This window comes from Comamonas humi, assembly GCF_054782535.1.
In genome coordinates this window covers 163,001-187,685 of record NZ_BAAGSH010000018.1, presented here as the reverse complement: position 1 = coordinate 187,685, position 24,685 = coordinate 163,001, and the positions used below count along the sequence as shown (strand labels likewise).

The following is a 24,685-nucleotide window of genomic DNA, read 5'->3' as shown; positions in this document are numbered from 1 at the left end:
CCGGGACATTGCCCGGTTTCTTCGCGCAGGCCGGCCTGGGCCGGCACATGGCTTACTTCTTGTAATTGGCGATGCCGTCCACGACTTCCTTCTTGGCCGCATCCACGCCCTGCCAGCCGGTCACCTTGACCCACTTGCCCGGCTCCAGGTCCTTGTAGTGCTCGAAGAAGTGCGAGATCTGCTTGAGCGTGATCTCGGGGATGTCGTCGATCGACTCGATCTTGGCGTACTGGGGCAGGATCTTCTGCGTGGGCACGGCCAGCACCTTGCCGTCGACGCCGGCCTCGTCTTCCATCATCAGGATGCCCAGTGCGCGGCAGGGCACGACCACGCCCGGAGGCAGCGGGAACGGGGTCATCACCAGCACGTCCACCGGGTCGCCGTCGCCCGACAGGGTCTGGGGCACGTAGCCGTAGTTGGCGGGATAGTGCATGGCGGTGGTCATGAAGCGGTCCACGAAGACGGCGTCGGCTTCCTTGTCCACTTCATACTTGATCGGCGCGGCATTGGCCGAGATCTCGATCACCACGTTGAACACTTCGGGGGCTTTGCTGCCTGCAGGCACTTTTTCGAACGACATAGGCTTCCTAGGTAGAGAAAGAGAAAAACATCCCGGCTTGCGCACCCGCCCGGGTGACAGCCAAACCGCGTGATTTTAGGCGCTTCGCGCGCCACATGGCGTAGACTTGCCCGGCATCGTCGCCCTCTGCCGTTGCCGGCGCGGGTCCACAGCCTTGCCTCCAGGGGAGAATCATGCAGTTCCACCATATCGCCAATGCGGCCGTTCCTTCGCTATCGGGCAAAACAATTGCCGTGATCGATCCCTCCGACGGCCAGCCGTACGACGAGATCCAGCGCGGCAATGCCGAAGACGTGGACCATGCCGTGCAGGCCGCGCGCCTGTGCTACGACAACGTCTGGAGCAAGCTGGCGCCGCTGGAGCGCGGGCGCCTGCTGCTCAAGCTTTCCCAGGCCGTGCTGGCCCACGCCGACGAGCTGGCCGCCATCGAGCAGCGCGACTGCGGCAAGCCCACCAAGCAGGCCCGTGCCGACGTGCAGGCCCTGGCGCGCTATTTCGAGTTCTACGCTGGCGCCTGCGACAAGCTGCACGGCGAGACCATCCCCTATACCCCTGGCTTCAGCGTGCTGACCTGGCGCGAGCCGCACGGCGTGACCGGCCATATCGTGCCCTGGAACTACCCGATGCAGATCTTCGGCCGCTGCGTGGGCGGTGCGCTTGCCGCCGGCAATGTCTGCGTGGTCAAGCCATCCGAGGATGCCTGCCTGAGCGTGCTGCGCGTGGCGCAGCTGGCATCGGACGTAGGCTTTCCGGCCGGCGCCATCAACGTGGTGACCGGCTATGGGCACGAGGTCGGCGAGGCCCTGGCCCGCAACCCCGGCGTGCAGCACATCAGCTTCACCGGCAGCCCCCGGGTCGGCACGCTGATCCAGCAGGCCGCGGCCGAGCGCCACTGCCCCTGCACGCTGGAGCTGGGCGGCAAGAGCCCGCAGATCGTGTTTGCCGATGCCGACCTGGATGCGGCGATTCCCGTCATCATCAATGCCATCACCCAGAACTCCGGCCAGACCTGCTCGGCCGGCTCGCGCCTGCTGGTGGAACGCTCGATCTACGAAACCCTGCTCGCCCGCCTGGCCTCGGCCTTCGAGGCGCTGCGCGTCGGGCCGGCCAGCCAGGACCTCGACCTGGGCCCGCTGATCCGCCAGAGCCAGCAGCAGCGGGTGTGGGACTTCCTCTCGGACGCACACAACGACGGCATCGCCGTCGTGGCCGAGGGCAGCATCGTCGACGATGCGCCCGACACCGGCTACTACCAGGCCCCTACCCTGCTGCGCGACGTGCCCGTGCAGCACCGCCTGGCGCAGGACGAAGTCTTCGGCCCGGTGCTCAGCAGCATGGCCTTCGACACCGAGGAGGAAGCCATCGCCATGGCCAATGCGACCGACTTCGGCCTGGTCGCCGGCGTGTGGACGCGCGACGGCAGCCGCCAGTTCCGCATGGCCCGGGCGATTCGGAGCGGCCAGGTCTTCATCAACAACTACGGCGCGGGCGGCGGCGTGGAACTGCCGTTCGGCGGCGTCAAGTCCAGCGGCCACGGCCGCGAGAAGGGCTTCGAGGCGCTGTATGGCTTCACGGTGCTCAAGACCGTCGCCATCCGCCACGGCTGAACCTGCGCGGAGGCCGGGGACTGTCGCCTGCTGCACTGACAAGCCCGGCGGTTTGCGCGATAGTCACTGCATTCGTTCGCTCGGTAATCCGCCCCATGCCCCTGTCTCCGTCCGCCTCCCGCACCCCTGGCCATTCACGCGACGTGCGCTACCGCAGCTTCAAGCGCGACGACGGGCTGTGGGACATCGAGGGCGAACTACTGGACACCAAGCCCTACGACGTCACCCTCTCCGGCCCGCGCGTCGTCAAGGCAGGCAGCGCCATCCACCACATGTGGATCCGGGCCACGGTGGATGGCCGGCTGGTGGTGCAGGCCATCGAAGCCGCGATGGACGCCCATCCGCACGACACCTGTCCCCCGGCGCTGGACACCATGCAGCGCATGGTCGGCTGCAGCATGGCGCGCGGCTGGCGCAAGTCCATCGAACAGAACCTGGGGAACGTGCAGGGCTGCACCCATATGCGCGAGTTGCTGTTCAACATGGCCACGGCCGCCTTCCAGTCGGTGCAGGGCTCGTTCGCCGCCCTCGACCCCAGCCAGCCGCCGCGCCACCTGGGCCAGTGCACCGGCTGGGACTTCAACGGCGCCGCCGTCGCACGCATCTACCCTCAATTCGTCGGCTGGAAACGATAGCAACGCCGGGCGCGCAGCCATGCAGGCTCGGGTACCATTGGCCCCATGCCTCAACCCGTGATCCCGCTCGTGGACCTGCGCGCCGCCGACCGCGGTGTTGCGCCCACGTTCCCGATTCCCCCCATCGGCGACAGCGATAGCTGGCCGCCGGACCTCGTGCCCGACCAGCGGCACCGGCTGCTGCATGACCTGCGCATCAGCGTCACCGACCGCTGCAACTTCCGCTGCAGCTACTGCATGCCCAAGGACGTCTTCCACAAGGACTACCCCTACCTGCCGCACGCGGCGTTGCTGAGCTTCGAGGAAATCACCCGGCTGGCCCGCATCTTCCTGCGCCTGGGCGTGGGCAAGCTGCGCATCACCGGCGGCGAGCCACTGCTGCGCAAGAACCTCGAGGTGCTGATCAGCCAGTTGGCCGAGCTGCGTACCCTTCAGGGCGAGGCGCCCGACCTGACCCTCACCACCAATGGCTCATTGCTGACCCGCAAGGCGCGGGCACTGAAGGATGCCGGGCTGCAGCGCCTGACGGTGAGCCTCGACAGCCTGGACGACGCATTGTTCCGGCGCATGAACGACATGGACTTCCCGGTGTCCGCGGTGCTCGATGGCATCGAGACCGCGCAGGCCATCGGCTTTGCCAACATCAAGGTCAACATGGTGGTGCAGCGCGGCGTGAACGACCACGAGGTCGTGGCCATGGCGCAGCATTTCCGCGGCAGCGGCGTCACGCTGCGCTTCATCGAATACATGGACGTGGGCGCGACCAACGGCTGGCGCATGCAGGACGTGCTGCCCTCCGACGAACTGCTGGCGCGCCTGCAGGAGCACCACGCACTGGTGCCGCTGGCCGCCACGGCAGTCGGTGAGACTGCCTCGCGATGGGGTTATGCCGGCGCCGACGGCAAGCATGACCGCAGCCTCGGCGAGATCGGGCTCATCAGCAGCGTCTCGCACGCCTTCTGCGGCGACTGCAACCGGGCTCGCCTGTCCACCGAGGGCCGGTTGTTCCTGTGCCTGTTCGCCAGCACCGGCTGGGACCTGCGCAGCCTGCTGCGCGGCGACTACAGCGACGCGCAGATCGCCCAGGCCCTGGCAGGCGTCTGGCGCCAGCGCGACGACAACTACTCCGAACGCCGCAGCCAGCAAAGCGCCGCGGAAGCCGCCGGCCGCCAGCGCATCGAGATGAGCTACATCGGCGGCTGACATGGTGGGCACGGACATCACCGGCCTGGTGCTGGCGGGCGGCGAAGGCTCGCGCATGGGTCATGCGGACAAGGGACTCGTGCTGCTGCAGGGCCGGCCGCTGGCCGCCTGGGCCGCGCAGCAGCTGGCGCCGCAGGTCGGGCCGCTGCTGCTCAACGCCAACCGGCACATCGCGCAGTACCAGGCCCTGGGCTGGCCCGTGGTCAGCGACGCGGGTTTCGACGTCTCCACGCCTCGGCATGCCGGGCCGTTGGCCGGTTTTCTGGCCGGGCTGGAGCATTGCCGCACCCCCTGGCTGGTGACCGTGCCCTGCGACACGCCGCGTTTTCCCGCCGATCTGGTCGCACGCCTGGCTGCCGCAGCGCAGGCTGGGCAGGCCGATATCGCCATGGTGTGCACGCCCGGCGACGACGGTGCCCGTGTGCTCCAGCCGGTGTTCTGCCTGATGAAGGCATCGCTGCGGGCCAGCCTGCGGAACTTCCTGGAGCAAGACGGCCAACGCGTGCGGCAATGGGCTCAGCAGCATGCCTTCGTGCAGGTGCTGGTCGAGCCCGACGGGCCGGCCAGCTTCTTCAACGCCAATACCCCGGCGGATCTGCAATGGCTGGAGCAGTCGCTCGCCCTGCGGTAAGCCGCCACCGAATGGAAACCAGCCCATGAGCTATTCAGCCCAACATCTCGCCCAGGAACCCACCCGCGCATCCATGGAGCAGCGCAGCGGCCTGGCCGTGCTGGAGTTCGGCACGCCCTGGTGCCCGCACTGCACCGGCGCGCAGCCGCTGATCGAGCAGGCGCTGGCCGGCCGCGCCGACATTGCCCATGTCAAGGTCGAAGACGGCCCCGGCAAACCCCTGGGCCGCAGCTACCGCGTCAAGCTGTGGCCGACGCTGATCGCGCTGCGCGATGGCCAGGAAGTGGCCCGCGTGGTGCGCCCCACCAGCCAGGCCGCGCTCGGCGAGCTGCTGGCGGCGCTGGCGCCCTGACTAGGCGTGGTACACCGAGAACATGGTGCACGGCGCCGTGCGGTCCTCGGTAGTGACGCCCAGCGCAATCACGCCCGAGCCGTGCAATTGGCATGACTCGCGCCGCAGCACCATGGGCGCACTGTCGGCAAACACCACCCAGGTGCCATAGCGGCTCAGGTCGGTGTAGACCAGGGCGCCGTTGCGCATGTCCACCCGGCCATGCTGGCGCGAGACGCGCCGGTCGGCCACGCACCAGTCCGAGTCGGACGAGCGGCCGATCTGCACCGGCATTTCCTGTAGCGAAAAGGTTTTCTCCAGGCCGTTGGCCACCAGGCGCAGCTTCAGCGGCACCATGGTTTCCGGCTCGGTGATCGGCAGGATGGAGTCGTAGACGGTCACCACCTCGTTCGACTCGGGCTCGGCCCACTGCATCTGGAACAGCAGTTGCGGCTCGGCCTTGCCGCGCACCTCCATCCAGCCCAGTGGCAGGAACTCGAGATCGGCCCGCGCGGCCGAGGCCATGGTCGATGCGCTGACCCACACCTCGCGCTGCCCGGCCTTCTCGCACAGGCGCGCGGCCATGTTGACGGCGTCGCCGTAGCAGTCATCGCCCAACGACACCACCTCGCCGGTGCACACGCCCGCGCGCACATGGAACTGCGCGGCGGCGGGGGTGTTCTGCCAGCGCGCATAGTGCCGGCGCATCACCAGCTTGAGCGCGGACGCAGCGCCGGCGCTGTCGCCAAACACCGCCAGCACGCCGTCGCCCATGGTCTTCACGGTGCGGCCGCCGGCCTGCTCGATCACCTTGCGCGCCGAGGCGGTGATGTCCGTGACCGCATGCGCGGCCTGTTCATTGCCCAGCGTCTCGTACAGCGCCGTGCTGCCCGAAATATCGACAAACACCACGGTGGATATGCTCGCCATGGCTCCCTCCCTCTTCTCTTGTTCTGACTGCGCTGCGATGGCCTTCTATGCGTGCCCCCAGTAGATCAGTGCATCGCGCCCTTCCACACTGAGCGATACCTTCGCGCCCACCGGCAGCAGCACCTTGGTGGGCACATGACCGAACGGCAGGTTGGTGAACACCGGCACCTGCGCCTGTTCGCGCACCCATTGCACCACGCTGGCCAGCTTGAAGCCCTTGTCGTGCGGCGTGAGCTTGTAGTTCGAGAACTGCCCCAGCACGATGGCCTGCTGCTTCTGCAGCACACCGGCGTGCAGCAGCGAGGTCAGCATGCGCTCGGTGCGGTACGGTGGCTCGGCCACGTCCTCGAGGAACAGGATGCCGCCGTCGACCGAGGGCAGGTACGGCGTGCCCAGCAGCGAGGCCACCATGGCCAGGTTGCCGCCCCAGAGCTGGGCCTCTGGCACATAGATTTCGCCATCCGCCGGCTCGTCGCCCTTGGGCAGCCGCCAGCCCACGCCCTCGCCGCTGCCGGCCAGCAGATCCTGGAAGCAGTCGAGCATGATGTCGTCCGACTCGTCCTCCGAGCCGAAATCCTCGACCAGCGCCGGCCCGGCCCAGGTGACGGCACCGGTCTTGGCCACCAGCGCCTGCTGCAGCGCGGTGAAGTCGCTGTAGCCCACCCAGCGCATGCCGCCGGCAATGGCCTGAGCAATGGCGTCGTAGTCAATGCGGTGCAGCAGCCGGGTCAGGCCATAGCCGCCACGCGAGATCAGCGCCACATCGGCGCCGCTGGCGCAGGCCCGTGCGATGGCGGCCAGGCGGGCCTCGTCGTCGCCCGCAAAGCGCTGGTGCGAGTCGAGTGCCGAGGGGTCGATCTCGACCTCGTGGCCCAGGGCCTTGAGGCGCGCCACCGCGCGGCGAAAGGCCTTCTTGTCCCGCACTGCTCCGGCCGGCGAGTAGATGTAGATGCGCCGGCTGCCACGGCTGTGGTCATGGTGGCAGTCTGGATCGTCGCAATGTTGATGGGCGTGTGCGTCGTGCATGAAGAATTTTTCGAATCTCAGGACAAGGCCGCGACAATGCGCGGCCCGGCTCTGGATTATGCGCCCGGCGGCGGCGCAAAATACCTGCCGAGAACCAACGACAACGCCCGCTCCCTCGCCAAGGCGACTGCCTGGCAGCGCCAAGCGGGCCACAATGCCACCATGCACGCACCACTGATCCACCGGCTGTTCCCCTTCCTCGCCTGGCCTCGCCCCACCGGAGAGCTGCTCAAGGGCGAATTCCTGGCGGGGATGACGGTGGGCCTGATGCTGGTGCCCCAGGGCGTGGCCTATGCGGCGCTGGCCGGCATGCCGCTGGTCACCGGCATCTACGCCTCGCTGGTGCCGCCGCTGGTGGCGGTGCTGTGGAGCTCGTCCACCCGCCTGGGCGTGGGGCCGACCGCGCTCACCTCGTTGCTGGTGGGGGCCTCGCTGGCGGGGCTGGCCGAGCCGGGCAGCGCCCAGTGGGTGGCCCTGGCCGCGTGGATGGCGATCCTCTCGGGGCTGCTGCAGATCGTGCTCGGCATCGTCCGCTTCGGCTGGCTGCTGAACCTGGTCACCTCGCCCATCCTCAACGGCTTCACGCAGGCCGCCGCGCTGCTGATCCTGGCCTCGCAGCTGCCGGCGCTGCTGGGGCTGCGCACCACCTGGGGCGCGGTGCTGTCCGATCCATCGTGGTACCACTTCGACCTGGCGAGCGCAGGCTTTGGTCTCGGCAGCTGGCTGCTGCTGGTGCTGTTCAAGCGCTGGAAGGCCAGCTTTCCCGCCGCCATCGTGGTGGTCGTGCTGGCCGGCCTGATCAGCTGGTATTTCGATTTTGCCGACCGGGGCGGCGCCGTCGTGGGCAGCCTGCCCTCGGGGCTGCCGCAGTGGTACTGGCCCGGCTGGCAGGGCTGGGAGGTGCTGGGCCAGTTGATGATGCCGGTGCTGGTGGTCACGCTGGTGAGCTTTCTGGAGACGGCCTCCAGCGCCAAGGTCGAGCACAACCAGGGCGGCACGCGCTGGAACGAGAACCAGGACCTGATCGCCCATGGCATGGCCAAGATCAGCTCGGGCCTGGTGGGCGCCTTCCCCACCAGCGCCTCGTTCTCGCGCTCGGCCATCAACCTGTATGCCGGCGCCAAGACCGGCTGGGCCACGCTGTTCGCGCTGGTGCTGGTGCTGGTGGCGCTGCTGTGGCTCACGCCCGCGCTGTACTACGTGCCACAGGGCGTGCTGGCGGCCATTGTGGTCACTGCCGTCACCGGGCTCATCAAGCCGAAGTTCGTGGCCCAACTCTGGCGCGTGTCGCGGGTGGAGGCCAGCATCGCGCTGCTCACCTTCGGCGTGACCCTGCTCACCGCGCCGCGGCTGTACTGGGGTGTCATCACCGGGCTGCTGGTCAACCTGAGCCACTTCCTGTACCAGCGGCTGCATCCGCGCATCATCGAGGTCGGCCTGCACCCGGACGGCAGCCTGCGCGACCGCCACCTGTGGCAGTTGCCGCCGCTGGCCGACGACCTGCTGGCGCTGCGCATGGATGCCGAGCTGGACTTCGCCTCGGCCAAGGCGCTGGAGAGCCGTATTTCCGACGACCTCGCGCGGGCTTCCGGCACGCGGCATGTGGTGCTGTTTGCCCAGCCCATCAACCGCATCGACGTGACCGGCGTGGAGATGTTCGCGCAGCTCGCCAGCCATGTGCACAGGCTGCGCGGCACGCTGCACATCAGCGGACTCAAGCTGCCGGTCGAAAAAACGCTGGAGCGCGCCGGGCTGCTCGGCCCGGCCAGCGGCATCGTCACCTACCGCACCGACACCGAGGCTGTGCACCGGCTGCAATTACTATCAAAAGAAGAGCTGTAGGCGCTCGCTGCTATTGCCCTGGATGCCAATTTGGCTTAAAAACACGCTACACTGCGCCGGCCATGCCATCCGTACTCAACATCTCCTGCTACAAGTTCGTCGACCTGCCCGATGCCGCCGAGTGGCGGCAGCGGCTGGAAGACCGCGCGCTGGAGCTGGGCCTGAAGGGCACCATCCTGCTGGCCGGCGAAGGGATCAACTTCTTCCTGGCCGGGCCGGCGGCCGACGTGCGCGCCTTCGTCGATGAGATGCGCGGCGATCCGCGCTTTGCCGACCTGTCGCCCAAGGAAAGCTGGACGGACACCGCGCCGTTCCGCAAGATGCTGGTGCGCGTCAGGAACGAGATCATCCGCATGGACCACCCCACCATCCGCCCCGCCACGGGGCGCGCTCCGGCCGTCAGCCCGCAGGTGCTGCGCCGCTGGCTGGCCCAGGGGCATGACGATGGGGGCCGCCCAGTGGTGATGCTCGACACCCGCAACGACTACGAGGTGGCGGCCGGCACCTTCGAAGGCGCGATCGATTGGGGATTAGGGAAGTTCACCGAGTTCCCAGGCCGCCTACAGGAAAACCGGCAGGCGCTGGCGGGCAAGACCGTGGTCAGCTACTGCACCGGCGGCATCCGCTGCGAGAAGGCCGCCATCCTGATGCAGGCCGTGGGGGTGGAGTCGGTGTACCAGCTCGACGGCGGCATCCTCAAGTACTTCGAGGAGACCGACGGGCTGGGTTTCAAGGGGGACTGCTTCGTGTTCGACGAGCGGCGGGCCGTCGACAACGGCCTGCGCGCTCCGTCGGCCTGAGGCTCAGGCCTTCTTGCCGTCCACGCTCCAGCCACCGGCGCCGAAGGCCGCGAAGGCCAGCAGGCCACCGGCCATGCCCATGTTCTTCATGAACAGCAACTGCTGCACCATGGCCTTGTCGGCGGGCACGGCCCAGTACTTGTGGAAGAAGAAGCTCGCCACCGCGGTGAACACCGCCAGCACCAGGGCCGCATAGCGGGTCTTGAAGCCCAACAGCAGCGCCAGGCCGCCCAGCAGCTCGACCACCAGGCCGATGCCCACGCTGATCTCGGGCATGGGCATGCCGGCCGAGGCGGCGTAGCCCACCGTGCCCTGGAAGCCAGTCAGCTTGCCCCAGCCGGCGGGAAGAAACACCAGCGCCAGCAGTATGCGGCCCAGCAGGGACAAGGGGTTTTGCAATCCATTCATATCAACTCCTGTTCAATGTAGAGAAATACAAGCATCCACAAGGGTGCCAATGTCGTCAAGAGGCGAGGTCGAATACCAACACCTCGGCGTCGCGGGCCTGCTCCAGCTGGATGCGGGTCTCGCCATCGAGGTAGGCCGCATCGCCACCGGTCAGCGCCGTGCCGTTGACCGACACCGCGCCGCGCACCACATGCACATACGACTTGCGGCCAGGCGCCAGCGCCAGTTCCGCCGTCTCGGCACCGTCGAGCAGGCCGGCATACAGCCGCGCATCAGCGTGCAGGCTCAGCGAGCCGTCGGCCCCGTCGGGCGAAGCCACCAGGCGCAGCCGGCCGCGCTTGTCGGCGTCGGCAAAGGCCTTCTGCTCGTAGCTGGGCTCAATGCCGCGCACGCTGGGCTCGATCCAGATCTGCAGGAAGTGCGTCTCCTGGCCCTGGGCGTGGTTGAACTCGCTGTGCATCACGCCGCTGCCAGCGCTCATGCGCTGCACGTCGCCGGGCGGCAGGCCCTCGATGTGGCCCATGCTGTCCTTGTGCGCGAGGTTGCCTTCCAGCACGTAGCTGATGATCTCCATGTCCTTGTGGCCATGGGTGCCGAAGCCGGTGCCGGGCGCGATGCGGTCCTCGTTGATGACGCGCAGGTTGCCCCAGCCCATGAAGCGCGGGTCGTAGTAGCCAGCGAAAGAAAAACTGTGCTTGGACTTGAGCCAGCCATGATCGGCGTGGCCCCGGTCGGCGGATTTACGAACCATCAGCATGAGGTACTCCTGGTTGGGTGGGGGCAGCCATTCAAAAATCTTGATTGCCTGCCATGGATGCAACTGTATGCCGGCCGCTGGGGTGCGTGGCGCGGCGCTTTTGATGGCATCATTCAAAAAAATTGCATATAGACCCACAGGCCCACCATGCTGCGCGAACGCGACGTCCTGACCCCCGACACCCTGGCCCTGCTGCAGGCCATTGCCGACACCGGCAGCTTTGCCGCCGCCGCGCGCAAGCTGGGCATGGTGCCCAGCGCCCTCACCTACCGCGTGCGCCAGGTCGAGGATGCGCTCGACGTGCTGCTGTTCGACCGCAGCGCCCGCCAGGCCCGCGCCACCGAGGCCGGGCTGGAGCTGCTGCGCGAGGGCGCGCGCCTGCTGCAGGAGGTGGATGCCGTCGCCAACCGCGTGCGCCGCGTGGCCACCGGCTGGGAGCCGGAGCTGACCATCGCCGTGGACGGCGCGCTGTCGCGCACCACGCTGTTCGAGCTGGTCGAGGCCTTCTACGCGGTGGCGCCGCCCACGCGGCTCAAGCTCAAGGACAGCATCCTCTCGGGCACGCTGGAGATGCTCACCTCGGGCCGCGCCGACCTGGCCCTGGGCATCGCGGTCGATGCCTCGACGATGAGCGGCCTGCAGCTACGCGCGCTGGGCGAGATGGGCTTCGTCTGCGTCGTGGCCCCGCACCATCCGCTGGCGAGCGAGCCCCAGCCCATCAGCGACGAAGTGCTGCGCCGCCACCGCATCATCGCCGTGGCCGATTCGTCGCGCGCCGGCCAGGGCGTGACGGTAGGCGTGCTCGGCGGGCAGGAGGTGCTGACCGTGGACAACATGCAGGCCAAGCTCCAGGCCCAACTGCGCGGCATGGGCGTGGGCAACCTGCCCAGCAACATGGTGCGCCCCTACCTGCAATCGGGCCAGCTGGTGCAGCTGGCGCTGGCGCGCGAGAGCCGCAGCATCCGCATGCACTACGCCTGGACCACCACGGCCCCGGGCCGCGGCCTGCAGTGGTGGCTGGACCAGTTGGCCGTGCCCAACACGCGCGACGCACTGCTGAACAACCACTACGTGGCGTAATCCTGATCACTTTTGTGCCGGCGGGCGGTCCGGCGTCGTTTAACATGGCCGCCACCCGCTTTCACAAACACCGCCCATGTCCAGCCGCCCTGCTTCCACCCCACGCAAGAAACCTGCCGCCTCCAAGGCTGCCACTCCCCGCCACTACGCCGTCATTGGCGCCGGCATGGCAGGCATCGCCTGCGCCCGCACGCTGATGCAGGCGGGCCACCGCGTCACCGTGCTCGACGTGCAGCCCGAAGTGGGCGGCCGCATGGCCAGCGTGGACACGCCGCACGGCAGCTTCGACGCCGGCGCGCAGTTCTTCACCGTGCGCGATGCGCGCTTCCAGCAAGCGCTGGACACCACGCCGGCGGCGCTGCGCCCCTGGAGCGTGAACGCCATCCGTACGCTGGACCCGACCGGCAAGCAGGTCATGGCCACCCAGCCCAAGATGGAAGCCCACATGGTGGCCCAGCCCACCATGGGCAGCCTGCTGGAGGCCTGGGCCGCGCCCATCGCCGGCAGCCAGGGCCAGCTGCGGCTGAACACCCAGGTGCTGGCCATCGAGCGCGACACCCTCAACGGCCAGCAATGGCAGCTGCGCACCGAGGACGCCGACGGCGGCCAGCAGGTGCTGGCGGGGCTGGACGGCGTGGTCTGCGCCACGCCCGCCGCGCAGGTCGAGCAGCTGCTCGCCGACAGCGGCATCGCCCAGCCGGACGGCTGGCAGCTGGGCAGCGTGTACATGGCCCCGAGCTGGACTTTGCTGCTGGCCTACGCCCATGCCGTCGACCCGGCCATCACCCGCATGGGCCCGCAGTGGAACGCGGCCCGCACCGAGCACCCGCGCATCACCTGGGTGGCGCGCGAATCCAGCAAGCCCGGCCGCAGCAAGCTCGAGCGCTGGACGGTGCAGGCCAGCCCCGACTGGGCCCGCAAGCACGAGAACGACGAGCCCGAGCGCGTGGCCGCCAAGATGCTGCAGGCCTTCGCCGACGTGACCCGCATCCGCGCCACGCCCAGCGAGATCCACATCCTGCAGTGGCAGTTCGCCAAGACCATCAACCCGCTGCCCGCCGGCAGCGACGGCAAGCCCCGCAGCCACCTGTGGGACGCCACCAGCCAGCTCGGCGCCTGCGGCGACTGGTGCCGGGGCTACCGCGTCGAAGACGCATTCGTCTCCGGCCTGGAGATGGCCCTGGCCATCCTGGGGCGCCGCAGCTAGTGCATAACACGCTCTAGTCCTGCGGCATGGGCTACGTCGGCCGCTTCGCTCCCTCTCCCACGGGCCCGCTGCATGCGGGCTCGCTCGTTGCCGCACTGGCTTCGTGGCTGGATGCGCGCGCCCACGGCGGGCGTTGGCTGGTGCGCATCGAGGACATCGACCCGCCGCGCTGCCCGCCCGGGGCCGACCGGCAGATCCTGCGGCAGCTCGAACAATGCCACCTGCATGCCGATGAGCCGCCCGTCTGGCAGTCGCAGCGCGACGGCATCTATGCCGCCGCGCTGGCCCGGCTGCAGGCCGCCGGCTGGGCCTACCCCTGCGGCTGCACGCGCCGCGACATCGAGGCCGCCCAGGCCGCGTCCGGGCTGCACCACGAGCGCCATATCGACCGCCCCTACCCCGGCACCTGCCGCGACGGCCTGCACGGCAAGCCCGCGCGCGCCTGGCGCTTCCACACCCAGCGCTTTGAGGAGTTTTGGCAGAAATCGCCCGTCCAGCAAGCGCAAGCAGCTCCTTTTTCGATAGTGGATAACGCGCTGCACTGGCACGACCGCGAGCTGGGCGCGCAGACGCAGGACGTGGCCGCGACGGTGGGCGACTTCGTGGTCCGCCGCGCCGACGGGCTCTGGGCCTACCAGCTCGCCGTGGTGGTGGACGACGCGGCCCAGCGCATCACCGACGTGGTGCGCGGCGCCGATCTGGCCGACAACACGCCACGCCAGCTGCTGCTGCAAGCTGCGCTGGGCCTGCCCGCGCCGCGCTATATGCACACGCCACTGGTGCTGCAGGCCGATGGCGAAAAGCTCTCCAAGCAGCATGGCGCGCCGCCCGCCGACACCGAAACCCCGGCGCACGCGCTGGCGGCATTGCGCCAGGCGGCGGCATTTCTGAGGCTCGAATCCGCGGCCGACGGCATCGACGCCGCGCTCCAGGACTGGACCGCGCAGTGGGCGCGCCTGCACGGCGGCCGCACAAAACTACAATAGCGCCTGATTTCTGCCCCGGTGCACTCCCCTTTTTCATGCAACACGAACCGAACGCTCCCGCCGCCCCTGTCTCCGCCCCCGTGGTCACCAACGCCGCCGATGCCTCGGCCCGGCCCGGCCATGCGCCCGAGGGCGTGGCCCATCCCAAGACCATCCGCTCCTACGTGCGCCGCGCCGGCCGCACCACCACCGGCCAGGCCAAGGCCTTTGCCGATTTCGGCGACCAATTCGTGCTGGCCTATGCCGAGCAGCCGCTGGACGCACCGGCAGCCTTTGGCCGCAGCGCGCCGCTGATCCTCGAGATCGGCTTCGGCATGGGCGAGGCCACGGCCCACATCGCCCACGTGCGGCCGGATGACAACTTCCTGTGCTGCGAAGTGCACGAGCCCGGCGTGGGCGCGCTACTCAAGCGCATCGGCGAGCAGGACATCGGCAACATCCGCATCCTGCAGCACGACGCCGTGGAGGTGCTGGAAAACATGCTGCCGCCCGCCAGCCTCGACGGCGTGCACATCTTCTTCCCCGATCCCTGGCACAAGAAGAAGCACAACAAGCGCCGCCTGGTGCAGCCGCCATTCATCGCGCGGATCGTCGAGCGCCTCAAGCCCGGCGCCTACATCCACTGCGCCACCGACTGGCAGCCCTATGCCGAGCAGATGCTCGAGGTGCTGGGCGCCAACCCGCAGCTGGCCAACACCGCCACCAGCGCCGACGGCTACGCCGAGCAGCCCGCCTACCGCCCGCTCACCAAGTTCGAGAACCGCGGCCTGCGCCTGGGCCACGGCGTGTGGGACCTGGTGTTCACGCGCAGCGCTTGATCCTGAAACAGGAGCGCCTTGCGCTCACCCCTATTGGTTTCTAGATATATTTCACCTTGAAACCAATACGGAGCAAGCGCAAGCAGCTATCTTTTCTGCATGACCAAGGCGCTGTCCCGGCGCGGTAACAGCCATCGGGTACGATGCCATCCATGGCTTCTCCTGCTTTTGAACTGCGCCCCGCGCCAGCCTCCGCCTCGCCGTTTCCCATCCAGTGGCACGGCTGGGCGGCCACCGAGCCCGGCCCGGCGCTGATCATCCTGGGCGCGGTGCATGGCAACGAGCAAAGCGGCACGCATGCCATCCGCCGCTGGGTGCAGCGCTTCGAGGCTGGACAGGCGCAGCTGCTGCGCGGCCGGCTCACCCTGGTGCCCGTCGCCAACCCCAAAGCCTTTGCGCGCAACACCCGCGAGGGCGACCGCAACCTGAACCGGCGCTTCCTGCCGCACGAGCAGCCGCTGGACTACGAGGACCACGCCGTCAGCGTGCTGGCGCCGCTCTTGGCCAGCCACGACGCGCTGCTCGACCTGCATTCCTACGAGGGCGATGGCGTGCCGTTCGCGATGACTGGCCCGCAGAACAACCCCGGCCCGCTCGAACCCTTTGCCCGCGCCGCCGAAGAGCTGGCGCTGGCCCAGGCCGTGGGCCTGCCGCGCATCGTGCAGGGTTGGCTCGAGGTCTACGACAAAGCCGTGCAGGCCAGCCGCGGCCGCATGCGCAGCGACGAAGGCCTGGGCACCAACGAATTCATGCGCAGCCGCGGCGGCTATGCGATCACCGTCGAATCGGGCGCGCACGACGAACCCGCCGCCATCGAGGTGGCCGACCGCGCCATCGCCGGCGCGCTGCAGCTGCTCGGCCTGGTCGATCTGCAGCCCAGCCCGCAGCCCGCGCACCAGATCGTGCGGCTGCAGGAGGTGTTCATCAAGCGCCACGGCGGCGACCGCCTGGCCTGCAGCTGGAAGAATTTCGACCCGTTCCGGCGTGGCGACCTGCTCGCCACCCGCGAGGACGGAACCCCCATCCATGCGCCGTTCGACGGCTGCATGCTTTTCCCGCACGACGACGCGCCGCTGGACCGCGAATGGTTCTACCTCGCCCGGCGTTGAGCCCTTCTTCATCCATGCACGATTCCGCCACCGATTCCCTGTATTTCTCCTTCGACGAACTGCTGCAGCTGGCCCAGCGCGTGGCCCGCCACGTGGGCCTGGGCGAAGACCACGCCCGCGCGATTGCCCAGGTTGTCGTCAGCGGCCAGCGCGATGCCTGCGGCTCGCATGGCATCTACCGCATCCTGAGCTGCGCCAGCGCGGCGCGCACCGGCCTGGTCAACCTGCAGGCGCAGCCGCAATTGCAGCCCGTGCAGGGCGCCGTGGTGCGCGTGGATGCGCAGCGCGGCTTCTCGCCGCTGGCCTTCGAGACCGGCCTGCCCGCGCTGGTCGAGACCACGAAGCGCCTGGGCCTGGGTGCGCTGGTCATCAACCAGTGCGTGCACTTCACCGCGCTCTGGCCCGAGGTCGAGGCCATCACCGCGCACGGCCTGGCCGCGCTGATCATGACGCCCAGCCACGCCTGGGTGGCGCCGGCCGGCGGCAGCAAGCCGGTGTTCGGCACCAACCCCATCGCCTTCGGCTGGCCGCGCCCGGGCGAGGTGCCCTACGTGTTCGACTTTGCCACCAGCGCCATCGCGCGCGGCGACCTGGAGCTGCACCGCCGCGCCGGCACGCCGCTGCCCGATGGCGCCGGCGTCGACGAGAACGGCGCGCCCAGCACCGACCCGCTGGCCGTGGCGCGCGGCGCCATGCTGACCTTCGGCGGCCACAAGGGCTCGGCGCTGTCGACCATGGTGGAACTGATGGCGGGCATCCTGATCGGCGACTGGACCAGCCAGGACTCGATCGCCTTCGACGCCGGCCGCGGCGGCCAGCCCTGCCACGGCGAGCTGATCCTGGCCTTCGACCCCGAGCGCTTCGCCGGCGACGACTGGCCCCTGCACCAGCAGCGGGCCGAAGAACTGTTCGCCTCGATCACCAACCAGGGCGCGCGCCTGCCGTCCGAGCGCCGCTATGCAGCCCGCCGCGACAGCGAGCGCCGCGGCATCGCCGTGCCGCGCGGCCTGCACGAGGAAATCATGGCGCTGCTGGAGCGCTGAGGCCGCTCAGGGCGCGGGCGGATCGCCCAGCGGGCGCGAGACCTTGCCATCGTCCTGGAGCTTCTTCATGCGCTCTTCGTACTCGCGCTTGCGCTCAATGGCCTGGGTCTGCTTGGCGTCGTACTTGCCGCGGGCCTCGTCGACCTTGGCCGGGCTTTCGGTGTTGCGTCGGTCCAGTTCGCGCGCCTTCGAGGCGCGCTTGTCATTCTGCTGCGCCGCGCGCTGCGCAGCATCGTGGTGCTGCTGCTCGCGCTGGGCGGCCCTTTCCGCCTCGCTCGCGCCCGGCTTGGCGCGCTGGCGCGCCTCGTCGCGGTGCTCGGCATCGCGCTGCTCCAGCGTCTCGCCGGCCGGCGGCGCATCCAGCATGGTGGCGGCCTTGTCGGCGTGGTCCTTGCGCTTCTGGGCGCGGTTGGCCTCCTGCTGCTGCACGCGCTCGGCACGCTCGGCGGCATTGATGACCAGCTCGCGCTTGTGCAGCGCCTGCTCCTGCAGGCGCGAGTCGCGGCGGACGTTCTTCAGGCAGTCCGTCACCGCGAACTGCTGGTAGCAGATCTTCTCGTTGGCCAGCAGCTGGGCCTGGTTGGCCTGGCGCTGCTGCGCGATGGCCTCGCGCTCGCTGGCGCGCTGCGCGGCGGCGGCGCTCGGGGCCGGGGTTTCGGCCGGCTGGGCATGGGCGGCGGCCGAGGCTGCCGCCAGTGCAGCAGCCAGGGTCCACGAAAGAAGATGGGGATTCGGCATCAGGTAAGGGAGGTATCGACCACCCGCCGCTCCAGCGACAGGTATTCCTGCGACTGCATTTCGTTGAGCCGCGACACGGTGCGTGGAAACTCGTGCACCAGCGGGCCTTCCACATAGAGCTGCTCGGGCGGCACGGCGGCCGACATGATCAGCTTCACGCGCCGATCGTACAGCACATCGACCAGCCAGGTGAAACGCCGCGCGGGCGAGGCCAGGCTGACGGGCATGAAGGGCACGTCGGACAGCAGCACCGTGTGGAACTGGCTGGCGATCTCCAGGTAGTCGTTCTGCGAGCGCGGGCCGCCGCACAGCGTCTGGAAGTCGAACCACACCACGCCGCCGGCGCGCCGGCGCGCATGGATCTCGCGCGCCTCGATCTTCAGCACCGGGCTTTCGTCCTTGGTCTCGGCCAGGTGGTTGAAGGCATCCTCCATGGCCTGGTCGGCCTCCGGCCCCAGCGGGCAGTGGTAGAGCTGCACCTTCTCGAGCGTGCGGCGGCGGTAGTCGGTGCCGTTGTCCACGTTCACCACGTCCATGCGCTCGTTGAGCAGCGCGATCGCGGGCAGGATGCGGTCGCGGTGCAGGCCGTCCGGGTACAGCCCGTCGGGCATGAAGTTCGAGGTGGTGACGAAGCCCACGCCGTTGTCGAACAGCGCCAGCAGCAGGCGGTAGAGGATCATCGCATCGGTGATGTCCGCCACGTGGAACTCGTCGAAGCAGATCAGCTTGTAGCGCTTGGCCATGCGCGCGCCCAGCACGTCGAGCGGGTTCTGCGTGCCGCTGAGCGCCGACAGCTCGCGCTGCACCTCGCGCATGAACTCGTGGAAATGCAGCCGCGTCTTGCGGCGGATGGGGACGGCATTGAAGAAGCAGTCCATCAGGAAGCTCTTGCCCCGGCCCACGCCGCCGTACATGTACACACCCTTGGGCAGGTCCGGGTGGTTGATCAGCTTCTTGAGGGCGTTGGAGCGCTTGGTCTTGTAGACCGCCCATTCGTCGGCGCAGCGCTGCAGTGCGTCGATGGCCTGCAATTGCGCCGGATCGCTCTGGAAGCCCTTGGCCTGGAGTTCGGCCTCGTACAGTTCTCGAACGGAAGTGCCCATGGTGTCGTCAATACTATAAAAACAATAGCCTCTAGCGCTTATGTAGCAAGCGCTAGAGGCTAATTTGGCTTCAAACCATCAGGCTCAGAAGTTCAGCGTGCGCTTGTCCACGGCGAGTGCCGCTTCCTTGGTCGCCTCGGACAGCGAGGGGTGCGCGTGGCAGATGCGGGCGATGTCTTCGCTCGAGGCCTTGAACTCCATCGCCACCACGGCTTCGGAGATCAGCTCGGAGACCATCGGGCCCACCATGTGCACGCCCAGGATCTCGTCGGTCTTGGCATCGGCCACGAACTTGACCATGCCGGTCGTGTCGCCCAGCGCGCGCGCACGGCCGTTGGCCAGGAACGGGAAGCTGCCGGCCTTGTAGGCCACGCCCTGCTCCTTGAGCTGCTGCTCGGTGCGGCCCACCCACGCCACTTCGGGGCTGGTGTAGATCACGAAGGGGATGGTGTCGAAGTTCACGTGGCCGTGCTGGCCGGCGATGCGCTCGGCAACCGCCACGCCCTCTTCCTCGGCCTTGTGCGCCAGCATCGGGCCGCGCACCACGTCGCCCACGGCCCACACGCCCGGCAGGTTCGTCTTGCAGTCGGCATCGACCACGATGGCGCCGCGCTCGTCGAGCTGCAGGCCCACGGCTTCGGCGTTCAGGCCGGTGGTGTTGGCGGTGCGGCCGATGGAGACGATCAGCTTCTCGACTTCCAGCGTCTGGGCTTCGCCCTTGGCGTTGGTGTAGGAGACGGTCACGCCCTTCTTGCCGGTCTTGACCTCGCCGACCTTCACGCCCAGCTCGATCTTCAGGCCCTGCTTGTCGAAGGCCTTCTTGGCTTCCTTGGCGATCTGCTCGTCCACGGCGGGCAGGAACTTGTCCATGCCTTCGAGCACGGTCACTTCCGAGCCCAGGCGGCGCCAGACCGAGCCCATCTCCAGGCCGATCACGCCGGAGCCGATCAGGCCCAGGGTCTTGGGGGTCTTGCCCACGCGCAGCGCGCCGTCGTTGGACAGGATGTTCTCTTCATCGAAAGGCACGCCGGGCAGCGGGCGGGCGTTGGAACCGGTGGCGACGATGATCTGCTTGGCGGAGAGGGTTTCCTCTTCCTTGCCGGCGACCTTGATCTCGTAGCCGCCGTCGGCAGCCTTCACGAACGAGCCGCGGCCGTGGAAGAAGGTGACCTTGTTCTTCTTGAACAGGTACAGGATGCCGTCGTTGTTCTGCTTCACGACGGTGTCCTTGCGGGCCAGCATCTTGGCCACGTCCATCTCGACCTTGCCGGTGGAGATGCCGTGGTCGGCGAAATGCAGGCGGGCATGCTCGAAATGCTCGGACGACTGCAGCAGTGCCTTGGACGGGATGCAGCCCACGTTGGTGCAGGTGCCGCCGGGCGCGGCGCCGCCGGCGGCGTTCTTCCACTCGTCGATGCAGGCCACGCTCTTGCCCAGCTGGGCGGCGCGGATCGCGGCGATGTAGCCGCCAGGGCCGGCGCCGATCACGATGACGTCAAATTGCTTGCTCATGTGTTGAATCTCTTGTCTTGGTATCGAAAAACCCACCCGAGGGTGGGTCTTGGCGCACGGCCGATTACAGGTCGAACAGCAGGCGCGACGGATCTTCCAGCGCGTCCTTCATCGCCACCAGGCCCAACACGGCTTCGCGGCCGTCGATGATGCGGTGGTCGTAGGACATGGCCAGATAGTTCATCGGGCGCACGACCACCTGGCCGTTCTCGACCATGGCGCGGTCCTTGGTGGCGTGCACGCCCAGGATGGCCGACTGCGGCGGGTTGATGATGGGGGTGGACATCATCGAACCGAAGGTGCCGCCGTTGGAGATCGAGAAGGTACCGCCGGTCATGTCCTCGATACCCAGCTTGCCGTCGGCAGCCTTCTTGCCGAACTCGGCGATCTTCTTCTCGATGTCGGCGAAGCTCATCTGGTCGGCGTTGCGCAGGATCGGCACCACCAGGCCGCGGGGCGAGCCCACGGCGATGCCGATGTCGAAATAGCCGTGGTAGACGATGTCGTTGCCGTCCACCGAGGCGTTCAGCACCGGGAACTTCTTGAGCGCATGCACGGCGGCCTTCACGAAGAAGGACATGAAGCCCAGCTTGACGCCATGCTCCTTGGTGAACGCGTCCTGGAACTTCTTGCGCAGGTCCATCACCGGGGCCATGTTCACTTCGTTGAACGTGGTCAGGATGGCGTTGGTCGACTGCGATTGCAGCAGGCGCTCGGCCACGCGGGCACGCAGGCGGCTCATGGGCACGCGCTGCTCGGGGCGGTCGCCCAGGTCGGGCTGGGCCACGGGCGCGGCCACTTGGGGCAGCGACTTGGTGGGCGCGCCGGTGGGGATGGTGGCGGCGGTGGACTTGACGCCACCGGCCACGGCGGCCAGCACGTCGCCCTTGGTCACGCGGCCGTCCTTGCCCGAGCCGGCCACGGCGCCAGCGGACAGGTTGTTCTCGGCCAGCAGCTTGGCGGCGGCCGGCATGGCCACGTCGCCCTTGTTACCGCCGGCGGCAGCGGGTGCAGCAGCCGGAGCGGCCGCGGCAGGTGCGGATGCGGGGGCTGCTGCCGCAGGAGCGGCGGCGCCGGCCACGGCGGCGGTGTCGATCTTGGCGATCAGCTGCTCGGCAGTGACGGTGGCGCCATCGCCCTGCACGATCTCGGTCAGTACGCCAGCGGCGGGGGCGGGCACTTCGAGCACAACCTTGTCGGTCTCGATCTCGATCAGGATCTCGTCGATGGCGACGGCTTCGCCGGCCTTCTTCTTCCAGTTCAGCAGCGTGGCTTCGGCCACGGATTCAGACAGCTGGGGGACTTTGACTTCTACGATTGCCATGGGAATTCCTCAAAATACGGTTCAGCGTGGGGCGCCGGGCCCGGCGCTCCAACGCCGCGGGCCCAACGCACTCCCGGTTCTTTACTTGGTCAGCACAAAGCCCTTGAGCTTGCCGAATGCGCCTTCGACCAGCGCCTTCTGCTGCTCGACGTGCAGGTGCGAGTAGCCGGCGGCGGGCGATGCCGAGGCAGCGCGGCCGGAGTAGCCCAGCTTCTGGCCGTCGAACATGTTCTCGTGGATGTAGTGCTGCACGAAGAACCAGGCACCCTGGTTCTGGGGCTCGTCCTGGCACCAGACCACTTCCTTGGCGTTCGGGTACTTCTTGAGCTCGGCCGCGAACACCTTGTGCGGGAACGGGTACAGCTGCTCCACGCGCACGATGGCGACGTCGGAGACACCGTCCTCGGTGCGCTTCTTCACCAGGTCGTAGTACACCTTGCCCGAGCAGGCGATCACGCGCTTGACCTTGTCGGCCTTGGCGAGCACGGCAGCGTCGCGCTCGCCGATCACCGTCTGGAAGCCACCGGAGGTGAACTCGGACAGCGGCGAGGTCGCGTCCTTGTTGCGCAGCAGCGACTTGGGGGTCATGATGATCAGCGGCTTGCGCAGCGAACGGACCATCTGGCGGCGCAGCAGGTGGAAGATCTGGCTGGCCGTGGTCGGCTGCGTGATCTGCATGTTCTGGTCGGCAGCCAGCTGCATGAAGCGCTCAAGGCGCGCCGAGCTGTGCTCGGGGCCCTGGCCTTCGTAGCCGTGCGGCAGCATCAGCGTCAGGCCGTTGACGCGGCCCCACTTCACCTCGCCGGAGGCGATGAACTGGTCGATCACCACCTGGGCGCCGTTGGCGAAGTCGCCGAACTGGGCTTCCCAGACGACCAGCGTGTTCGGGTCGTTCGACGCGTAGCCGTATTCGAAGCCCAGCACCGCCTCTTCGGACAGGATGGAGTCAATCACGGCGAACGGCGCCTGCTTGTCGGCCACGTTCTGCAGCGGGATGTAGGTGCCTTCGTCCCACTTCTCGCGCTTCTGGTCATGCACCACCGAGTGGCGGTGCGTGAAGGTGCCGCGGCCGGAGTCTTCGCCCGACAGGCGCACCGGATAGCCCGATGCCACCAGCGAGGCGTAGGCCATGGTCTCGCCCATGCCCCAGTCCACGTTGACTTCGCCGCGGCCCATGGCGGCGCGGTCGTCGTACACCTTCTTCACGAGCTGGTGCGGCGTCACCGACTCGGGCAGCGTGGTCACGCGCTCGGCCAGGCGCTTCCACTCGGCCTGCGGGATCGCGGTTTCGGCGGCGTCGGTCCACTTCTTGTGCAGGAAGGGGCTCCAGTCCACCGCGTACATGCTCTTGAAGTTGGTCAGCACCGGGTCAACCGTATGCTTGCCCTCGTCCATGGCGGCGCGGTATGCCTTGACCATGTCGTCGCCGAGCGTCTCGCCCAGGCCCTGCGTGGCCAGCTTGTCGGCGTACAGCTTGCGGGTGCCGGGGTGCTGGCCGATCTTCTTGTACATCAGCGGCTGCGTCAGCGCCGGCGTGTCCTGCTCGTTGTGGCCCAGCTTGCGGAAGCAGATGATGTCCACCACCACGTCCTTGGAGAACTCCATGCGGAATTCCAGCGCCAGCTGCATGGCCAGGCACACGGCTTCCGGATCGTCGCCGTTGACGTGCAGCACGGGCGACTCGATCATCTTGACGATGTCGGTGCAGTACAGCGTGGAGCGCAGGTCGCGCGGATCGGAGGTGGTGAAGCCGATCTGGTTGTTGATGATGATGTGCACCGTGCCGCCCGTGGTGTAGCCACGGGTTTCGGACAGCGCCAGGGTTTCCTGGTTCACGCCCTGGCCGGCGAAGGCGGCGTCGCCGTGCACCAGCACCGGCAGCACCTGCTTGCCCTGCGGGTCGTTGCGTCGGTCCATGCGCGAGCGCACCGAGCCTTCGACCACGGGGTTCACGATTTCGAGGTGCGAGGGGTTGAAGGCCAGCGACAGGTGCACCGGGCCGCCCTTGGTCGACACGTCGGAGCTGAAGCCCTGGTGGTACTTCACGTCACCGGCCGGCAGGTCTTCCGGCGCGGTGTGGTCGAATTCGGCGAACAGGTCCTTGGGCATCTTGCCCAGCGTGTTCACCAGCACGTTCAGGCGGCCGCGGTGGGCCATGCCGATCACCACTTCCTGCACGCCGCGCTGGCCTGCATCGTTGATCAGCTCATCCATCGCCGCGATGAAGCTCTCGCCGCCCTCGAGCGAGAAGCGCTTCTGGCCGACGTACTTGGTGTGCAGGTAGCGCTCCAGGCCTTCGGCCGCGGTCAGGCGGTCGAGGATGCGCTTCTTCTGCTCGGCGTCGAAGGCGGGCTTGCTGCGGATGGTCTCCAGCTTCTGCTGCCACCAGCGCTTCTGGTTCTGGTCGGTGGCATACATGTACTCGGTGCCGAGGGTGCCGCAGTAGGTCTCGCGCAGTGCGTTCAGCAGCTCGCGCAGCGACATCGACTCCTTGCCGAAGAAGGTGTTGCTCGTGTTGAACACCGTTTCCTGGTCGGCGTCGGTGAAGCCGTAGAACGAAGGCTCCAGCTCGGGGATCTCGGGGCGTTCGGCGCGCTTGAGCGGGTCCAGGTCGGCCCAGCGTGCGCCCACGTTGCGGTAGGCAGCGATCAGCTGCTGCACCGCGGTGCGCTTGCGGCCCAGCTCCGAATCAGCGCCGCTGGCCACCACCACGCGGGTGCCGCCCTGCTTGGCGCGCTCGGCGAATGCATTGATGACGGGAAGGTGCGGAACATCCTTGGCGGCGCTGCCGTCCGTCGCGGGGACGTTTTGCAGTGCGTCAAAGTAGGCTCGCCACGTGTCGGGTACGCTACCTGGGTTCTCGAGGTAGTTCTCGTACATCTCCTCGACATACGGCGCGTTGCCGCCAAAAAGATAGGTGTTGCCTTGGTAGGCCTGATACACAGAGTTCGTATCGCTCATATTTTCCGCTGACCTCCGCTCCCCTTCAGGGAACATTAGCTGGTAAGTAAAACC

At 68.0% G+C, this 24,685-nt stretch carries 23 protein-coding genes; 13 read left to right on the top strand and 10 right to left on the bottom strand.

What is annotated here, in order from left to right:
* Positions 1-52: 52 nt before the first annotated feature.
* Positions 53-580: an inorganic diphosphatase gene (gene ppa, locus ACYVKR_RS18975; RefSeq protein ID WP_460482518.1), complete on the bottom strand. Its 528-nt coding sequence runs from the start codon at positions 578-580 to the stop codon at positions 53-55.
* A 173-nt stretch (positions 581-753) separates the two neighbouring features.
* On the opposite strand from ppa, the gene ACYVKR_RS18970 reads away from it, so the two are divergent.
* From ACYVKR_RS18970 to ACYVKR_RS18950, 5 genes are all read left to right on the top strand, one after another.
* A complete protein-coding gene (locus tag ACYVKR_RS18970; RefSeq protein ID WP_460482517.1) occupies positions 754-2,187 on the top strand; it encodes an aldehyde dehydrogenase family protein in 1,434 nt (477 codons plus the stop codon).
* Between the two features lie 95 nt (positions 2,188-2,282).
* Positions 2,283-2,822: a DUF2889 domain-containing protein gene (locus ACYVKR_RS18965; RefSeq protein WP_460482516.1), complete on the top strand. Its 540-nt coding sequence runs from the start codon at positions 2,283-2,285 to the stop codon at positions 2,820-2,822.
* A 45-nt stretch (positions 2,823-2,867) separates the two neighbouring features.
* A complete protein-coding gene (gene moaA, locus ACYVKR_RS18960) occupies positions 2,868-4,025 on the top strand; it encodes a GTP 3',8-cyclase MoaA (RefSeq protein WP_460482515.1) in 1,158 nt (385 codons plus the stop codon).
* Position 4,026: 1 nt separating this feature from the next.
* Complete coding sequence (mobA, locus tag ACYVKR_RS18955) at positions 4,027-4,656, top strand: molybdenum cofactor guanylyltransferase (protein WP_460482514.1); 630 nt, start codon at positions 4,027-4,029, stop codon at positions 4,654-4,656.
* A gap of 25 nt (positions 4,657-4,681) precedes the next feature.
* Positions 4,682-5,008: a thioredoxin family protein gene (locus ACYVKR_RS18950; protein ID WP_460482513.1), complete on the top strand. Its 327-nt coding sequence runs from the start codon at positions 4,682-4,684 to the stop codon at positions 5,006-5,008.
* Here ACYVKR_RS18950 and ACYVKR_RS18945 read toward each other — a convergent pair whose 3' ends face one another.
* Positions 5,009-5,917: an adenylate/guanylate cyclase domain-containing protein gene (locus tag ACYVKR_RS18945; protein ID WP_460482512.1), complete on the bottom strand. Its 909-nt coding sequence runs from the start codon at positions 5,915-5,917 to the stop codon at positions 5,009-5,011.
* Between the two features lie 45 nt (positions 5,918-5,962).
* A complete protein-coding gene (locus ACYVKR_RS18940) occupies positions 5,963-6,943 on the bottom strand; it encodes a S66 peptidase family protein (protein ID WP_460482511.1) in 981 nt (326 codons plus the stop codon).
* A 162-nt stretch (positions 6,944-7,105) separates the two neighbouring features.
* Between ACYVKR_RS18940 and ACYVKR_RS18935 the strand changes: the two genes are divergently transcribed.
* Positions 7,106-8,785, top strand: a complete 1,680-nt coding sequence (locus ACYVKR_RS18935; RefSeq protein WP_460482510.1) for a SulP family inorganic anion transporter — start codon at positions 7,106-7,108, stop codon at positions 8,783-8,785.
* A 62-nt stretch (positions 8,786-8,847) separates the two neighbouring features.
* Complete coding sequence (locus ACYVKR_RS18930) at positions 8,848-9,585, top strand: rhodanese-like domain-containing protein (RefSeq protein ID WP_460482509.1); 738 nt, start codon at positions 8,848-8,850, stop codon at positions 9,583-9,585.
* A gap of 3 nt (positions 9,586-9,588) precedes the next feature.
* Here the strand turns inward: ACYVKR_RS18930 and ACYVKR_RS18925 are convergent, their stop codons facing one another.
* Both ACYVKR_RS18925 and ACYVKR_RS18920 read right to left on the bottom strand, forming a co-directional pair.
* Positions 9,589-9,993: a DoxX family protein gene (locus ACYVKR_RS18925; protein ID WP_460482508.1), complete on the bottom strand. Its 405-nt coding sequence runs from the start codon at positions 9,991-9,993 to the stop codon at positions 9,589-9,591.
* Between the two features lie 55 nt (positions 9,994-10,048).
* Positions 10,049-10,750 carry a pirin family protein gene (locus tag ACYVKR_RS18920; RefSeq protein WP_460482507.1) on the bottom strand — a complete coding sequence of 234 codons (702 nt, stop codon included), beginning with the start codon at positions 10,748-10,750 and terminating at the stop codon, positions 10,049-10,051.
* A 147-nt stretch (positions 10,751-10,897) separates the two neighbouring features.
* On the opposite strand from ACYVKR_RS18920, the gene ACYVKR_RS18915 reads away from it, so the two are divergent.
* The 6 genes from ACYVKR_RS18915 (at position 10,898) to ACYVKR_RS18890 (ending at position 16,993) form a co-directional block, all read left to right on the top strand.
* Entirely contained in the window at positions 10,898-11,830 is a 933-nt protein-coding gene (locus tag ACYVKR_RS18915) for a LysR family transcriptional regulator (protein WP_460482506.1), read from the top strand.
* A gap of 76 nt (positions 11,831-11,906) precedes the next feature.
* Positions 11,907-13,037: an NAD(P)/FAD-dependent oxidoreductase gene (locus ACYVKR_RS18910; protein ID WP_460482505.1), complete on the top strand. Its 1,131-nt coding sequence runs from the start codon at positions 11,907-11,909 to the stop codon at positions 13,035-13,037.
* Positions 13,038-13,063: 26 nt separating this feature from the next.
* A complete protein-coding gene (gene gluQRS, locus ACYVKR_RS18905; protein WP_460482504.1) occupies positions 13,064-14,023 on the top strand; it encodes a glutamyl-Q tRNA(Asp) synthetase in 960 nt (319 codons plus the stop codon).
* A 35-nt stretch (positions 14,024-14,058) separates the two neighbouring features.
* Positions 14,059-14,841, top strand: coding sequence for a tRNA (guanine(46)-N(7))-methyltransferase TrmB (gene trmB / locus ACYVKR_RS18900; RefSeq protein ID WP_460482503.1), 783 nt, complete (start codon positions 14,059-14,061; stop codon positions 14,839-14,841).
* 152 nt (positions 14,842-14,993) lie between these two features.
* A complete protein-coding gene (locus ACYVKR_RS18895; RefSeq protein ID WP_460482502.1) occupies positions 14,994-15,950 on the top strand; it encodes a M14 family metallopeptidase in 957 nt (318 codons plus the stop codon).
* Positions 15,951-15,964: 14 nt separating this feature from the next.
* A complete protein-coding gene (locus ACYVKR_RS18890; protein WP_460482501.1) occupies positions 15,965-16,993 on the top strand; it encodes an Ldh family oxidoreductase in 1,029 nt (342 codons plus the stop codon).
* 6 nt (positions 16,994-16,999) lie between these two features.
* On the opposite strand, the gene ACYVKR_RS18885 is transcribed toward ACYVKR_RS18890, so the two are convergent.
* From ACYVKR_RS18885 to ACYVKR_RS18865, 5 genes are all read right to left on the bottom strand, one after another.
* Entirely contained in the window at positions 17,000-17,731 is a 732-nt protein-coding gene (locus ACYVKR_RS18885; protein WP_460482500.1) for a hypothetical protein, read from the bottom strand.
* Complete coding sequence (gene zapE, locus ACYVKR_RS18880; protein ID WP_460482499.1) at positions 17,731-18,834, bottom strand: AFG1/ZapE family ATPase; 1,104 nt, start codon at positions 18,832-18,834, stop codon at positions 17,731-17,733. Before zapE ends, ACYVKR_RS18885 begins: the two co-directional genes overlap by 1 nt.
* A gap of 84 nt (positions 18,835-18,918) precedes the next feature.
* Positions 18,919-20,346 (bottom strand): dihydrolipoyl dehydrogenase, encoded by a 1,428-nt coding sequence (gene lpdA / locus ACYVKR_RS18875; RefSeq protein ID WP_460482498.1) that lies wholly within the window; start codon positions 20,344-20,346, stop codon positions 18,919-18,921.
* Positions 20,347-20,410: 64 nt separating this feature from the next.
* On the bottom strand, positions 20,411-21,670 hold the full coding sequence (gene odhB, locus ACYVKR_RS18870) for a 2-oxoglutarate dehydrogenase complex dihydrolipoyllysine-residue succinyltransferase (protein WP_460482497.1): 1,260 nt from the start codon (positions 21,668-21,670) through the stop codon (positions 20,411-20,413).
* 81 nt (positions 21,671-21,751) lie between these two features.
* Positions 21,752-24,631, bottom strand: a complete 2,880-nt coding sequence (locus tag ACYVKR_RS18865) for a 2-oxoglutarate dehydrogenase family protein (RefSeq protein WP_460482496.1) — start codon at positions 24,629-24,631, stop codon at positions 21,752-21,754.
* Positions 24,632-24,685: the final 54 nt, after the last annotated feature.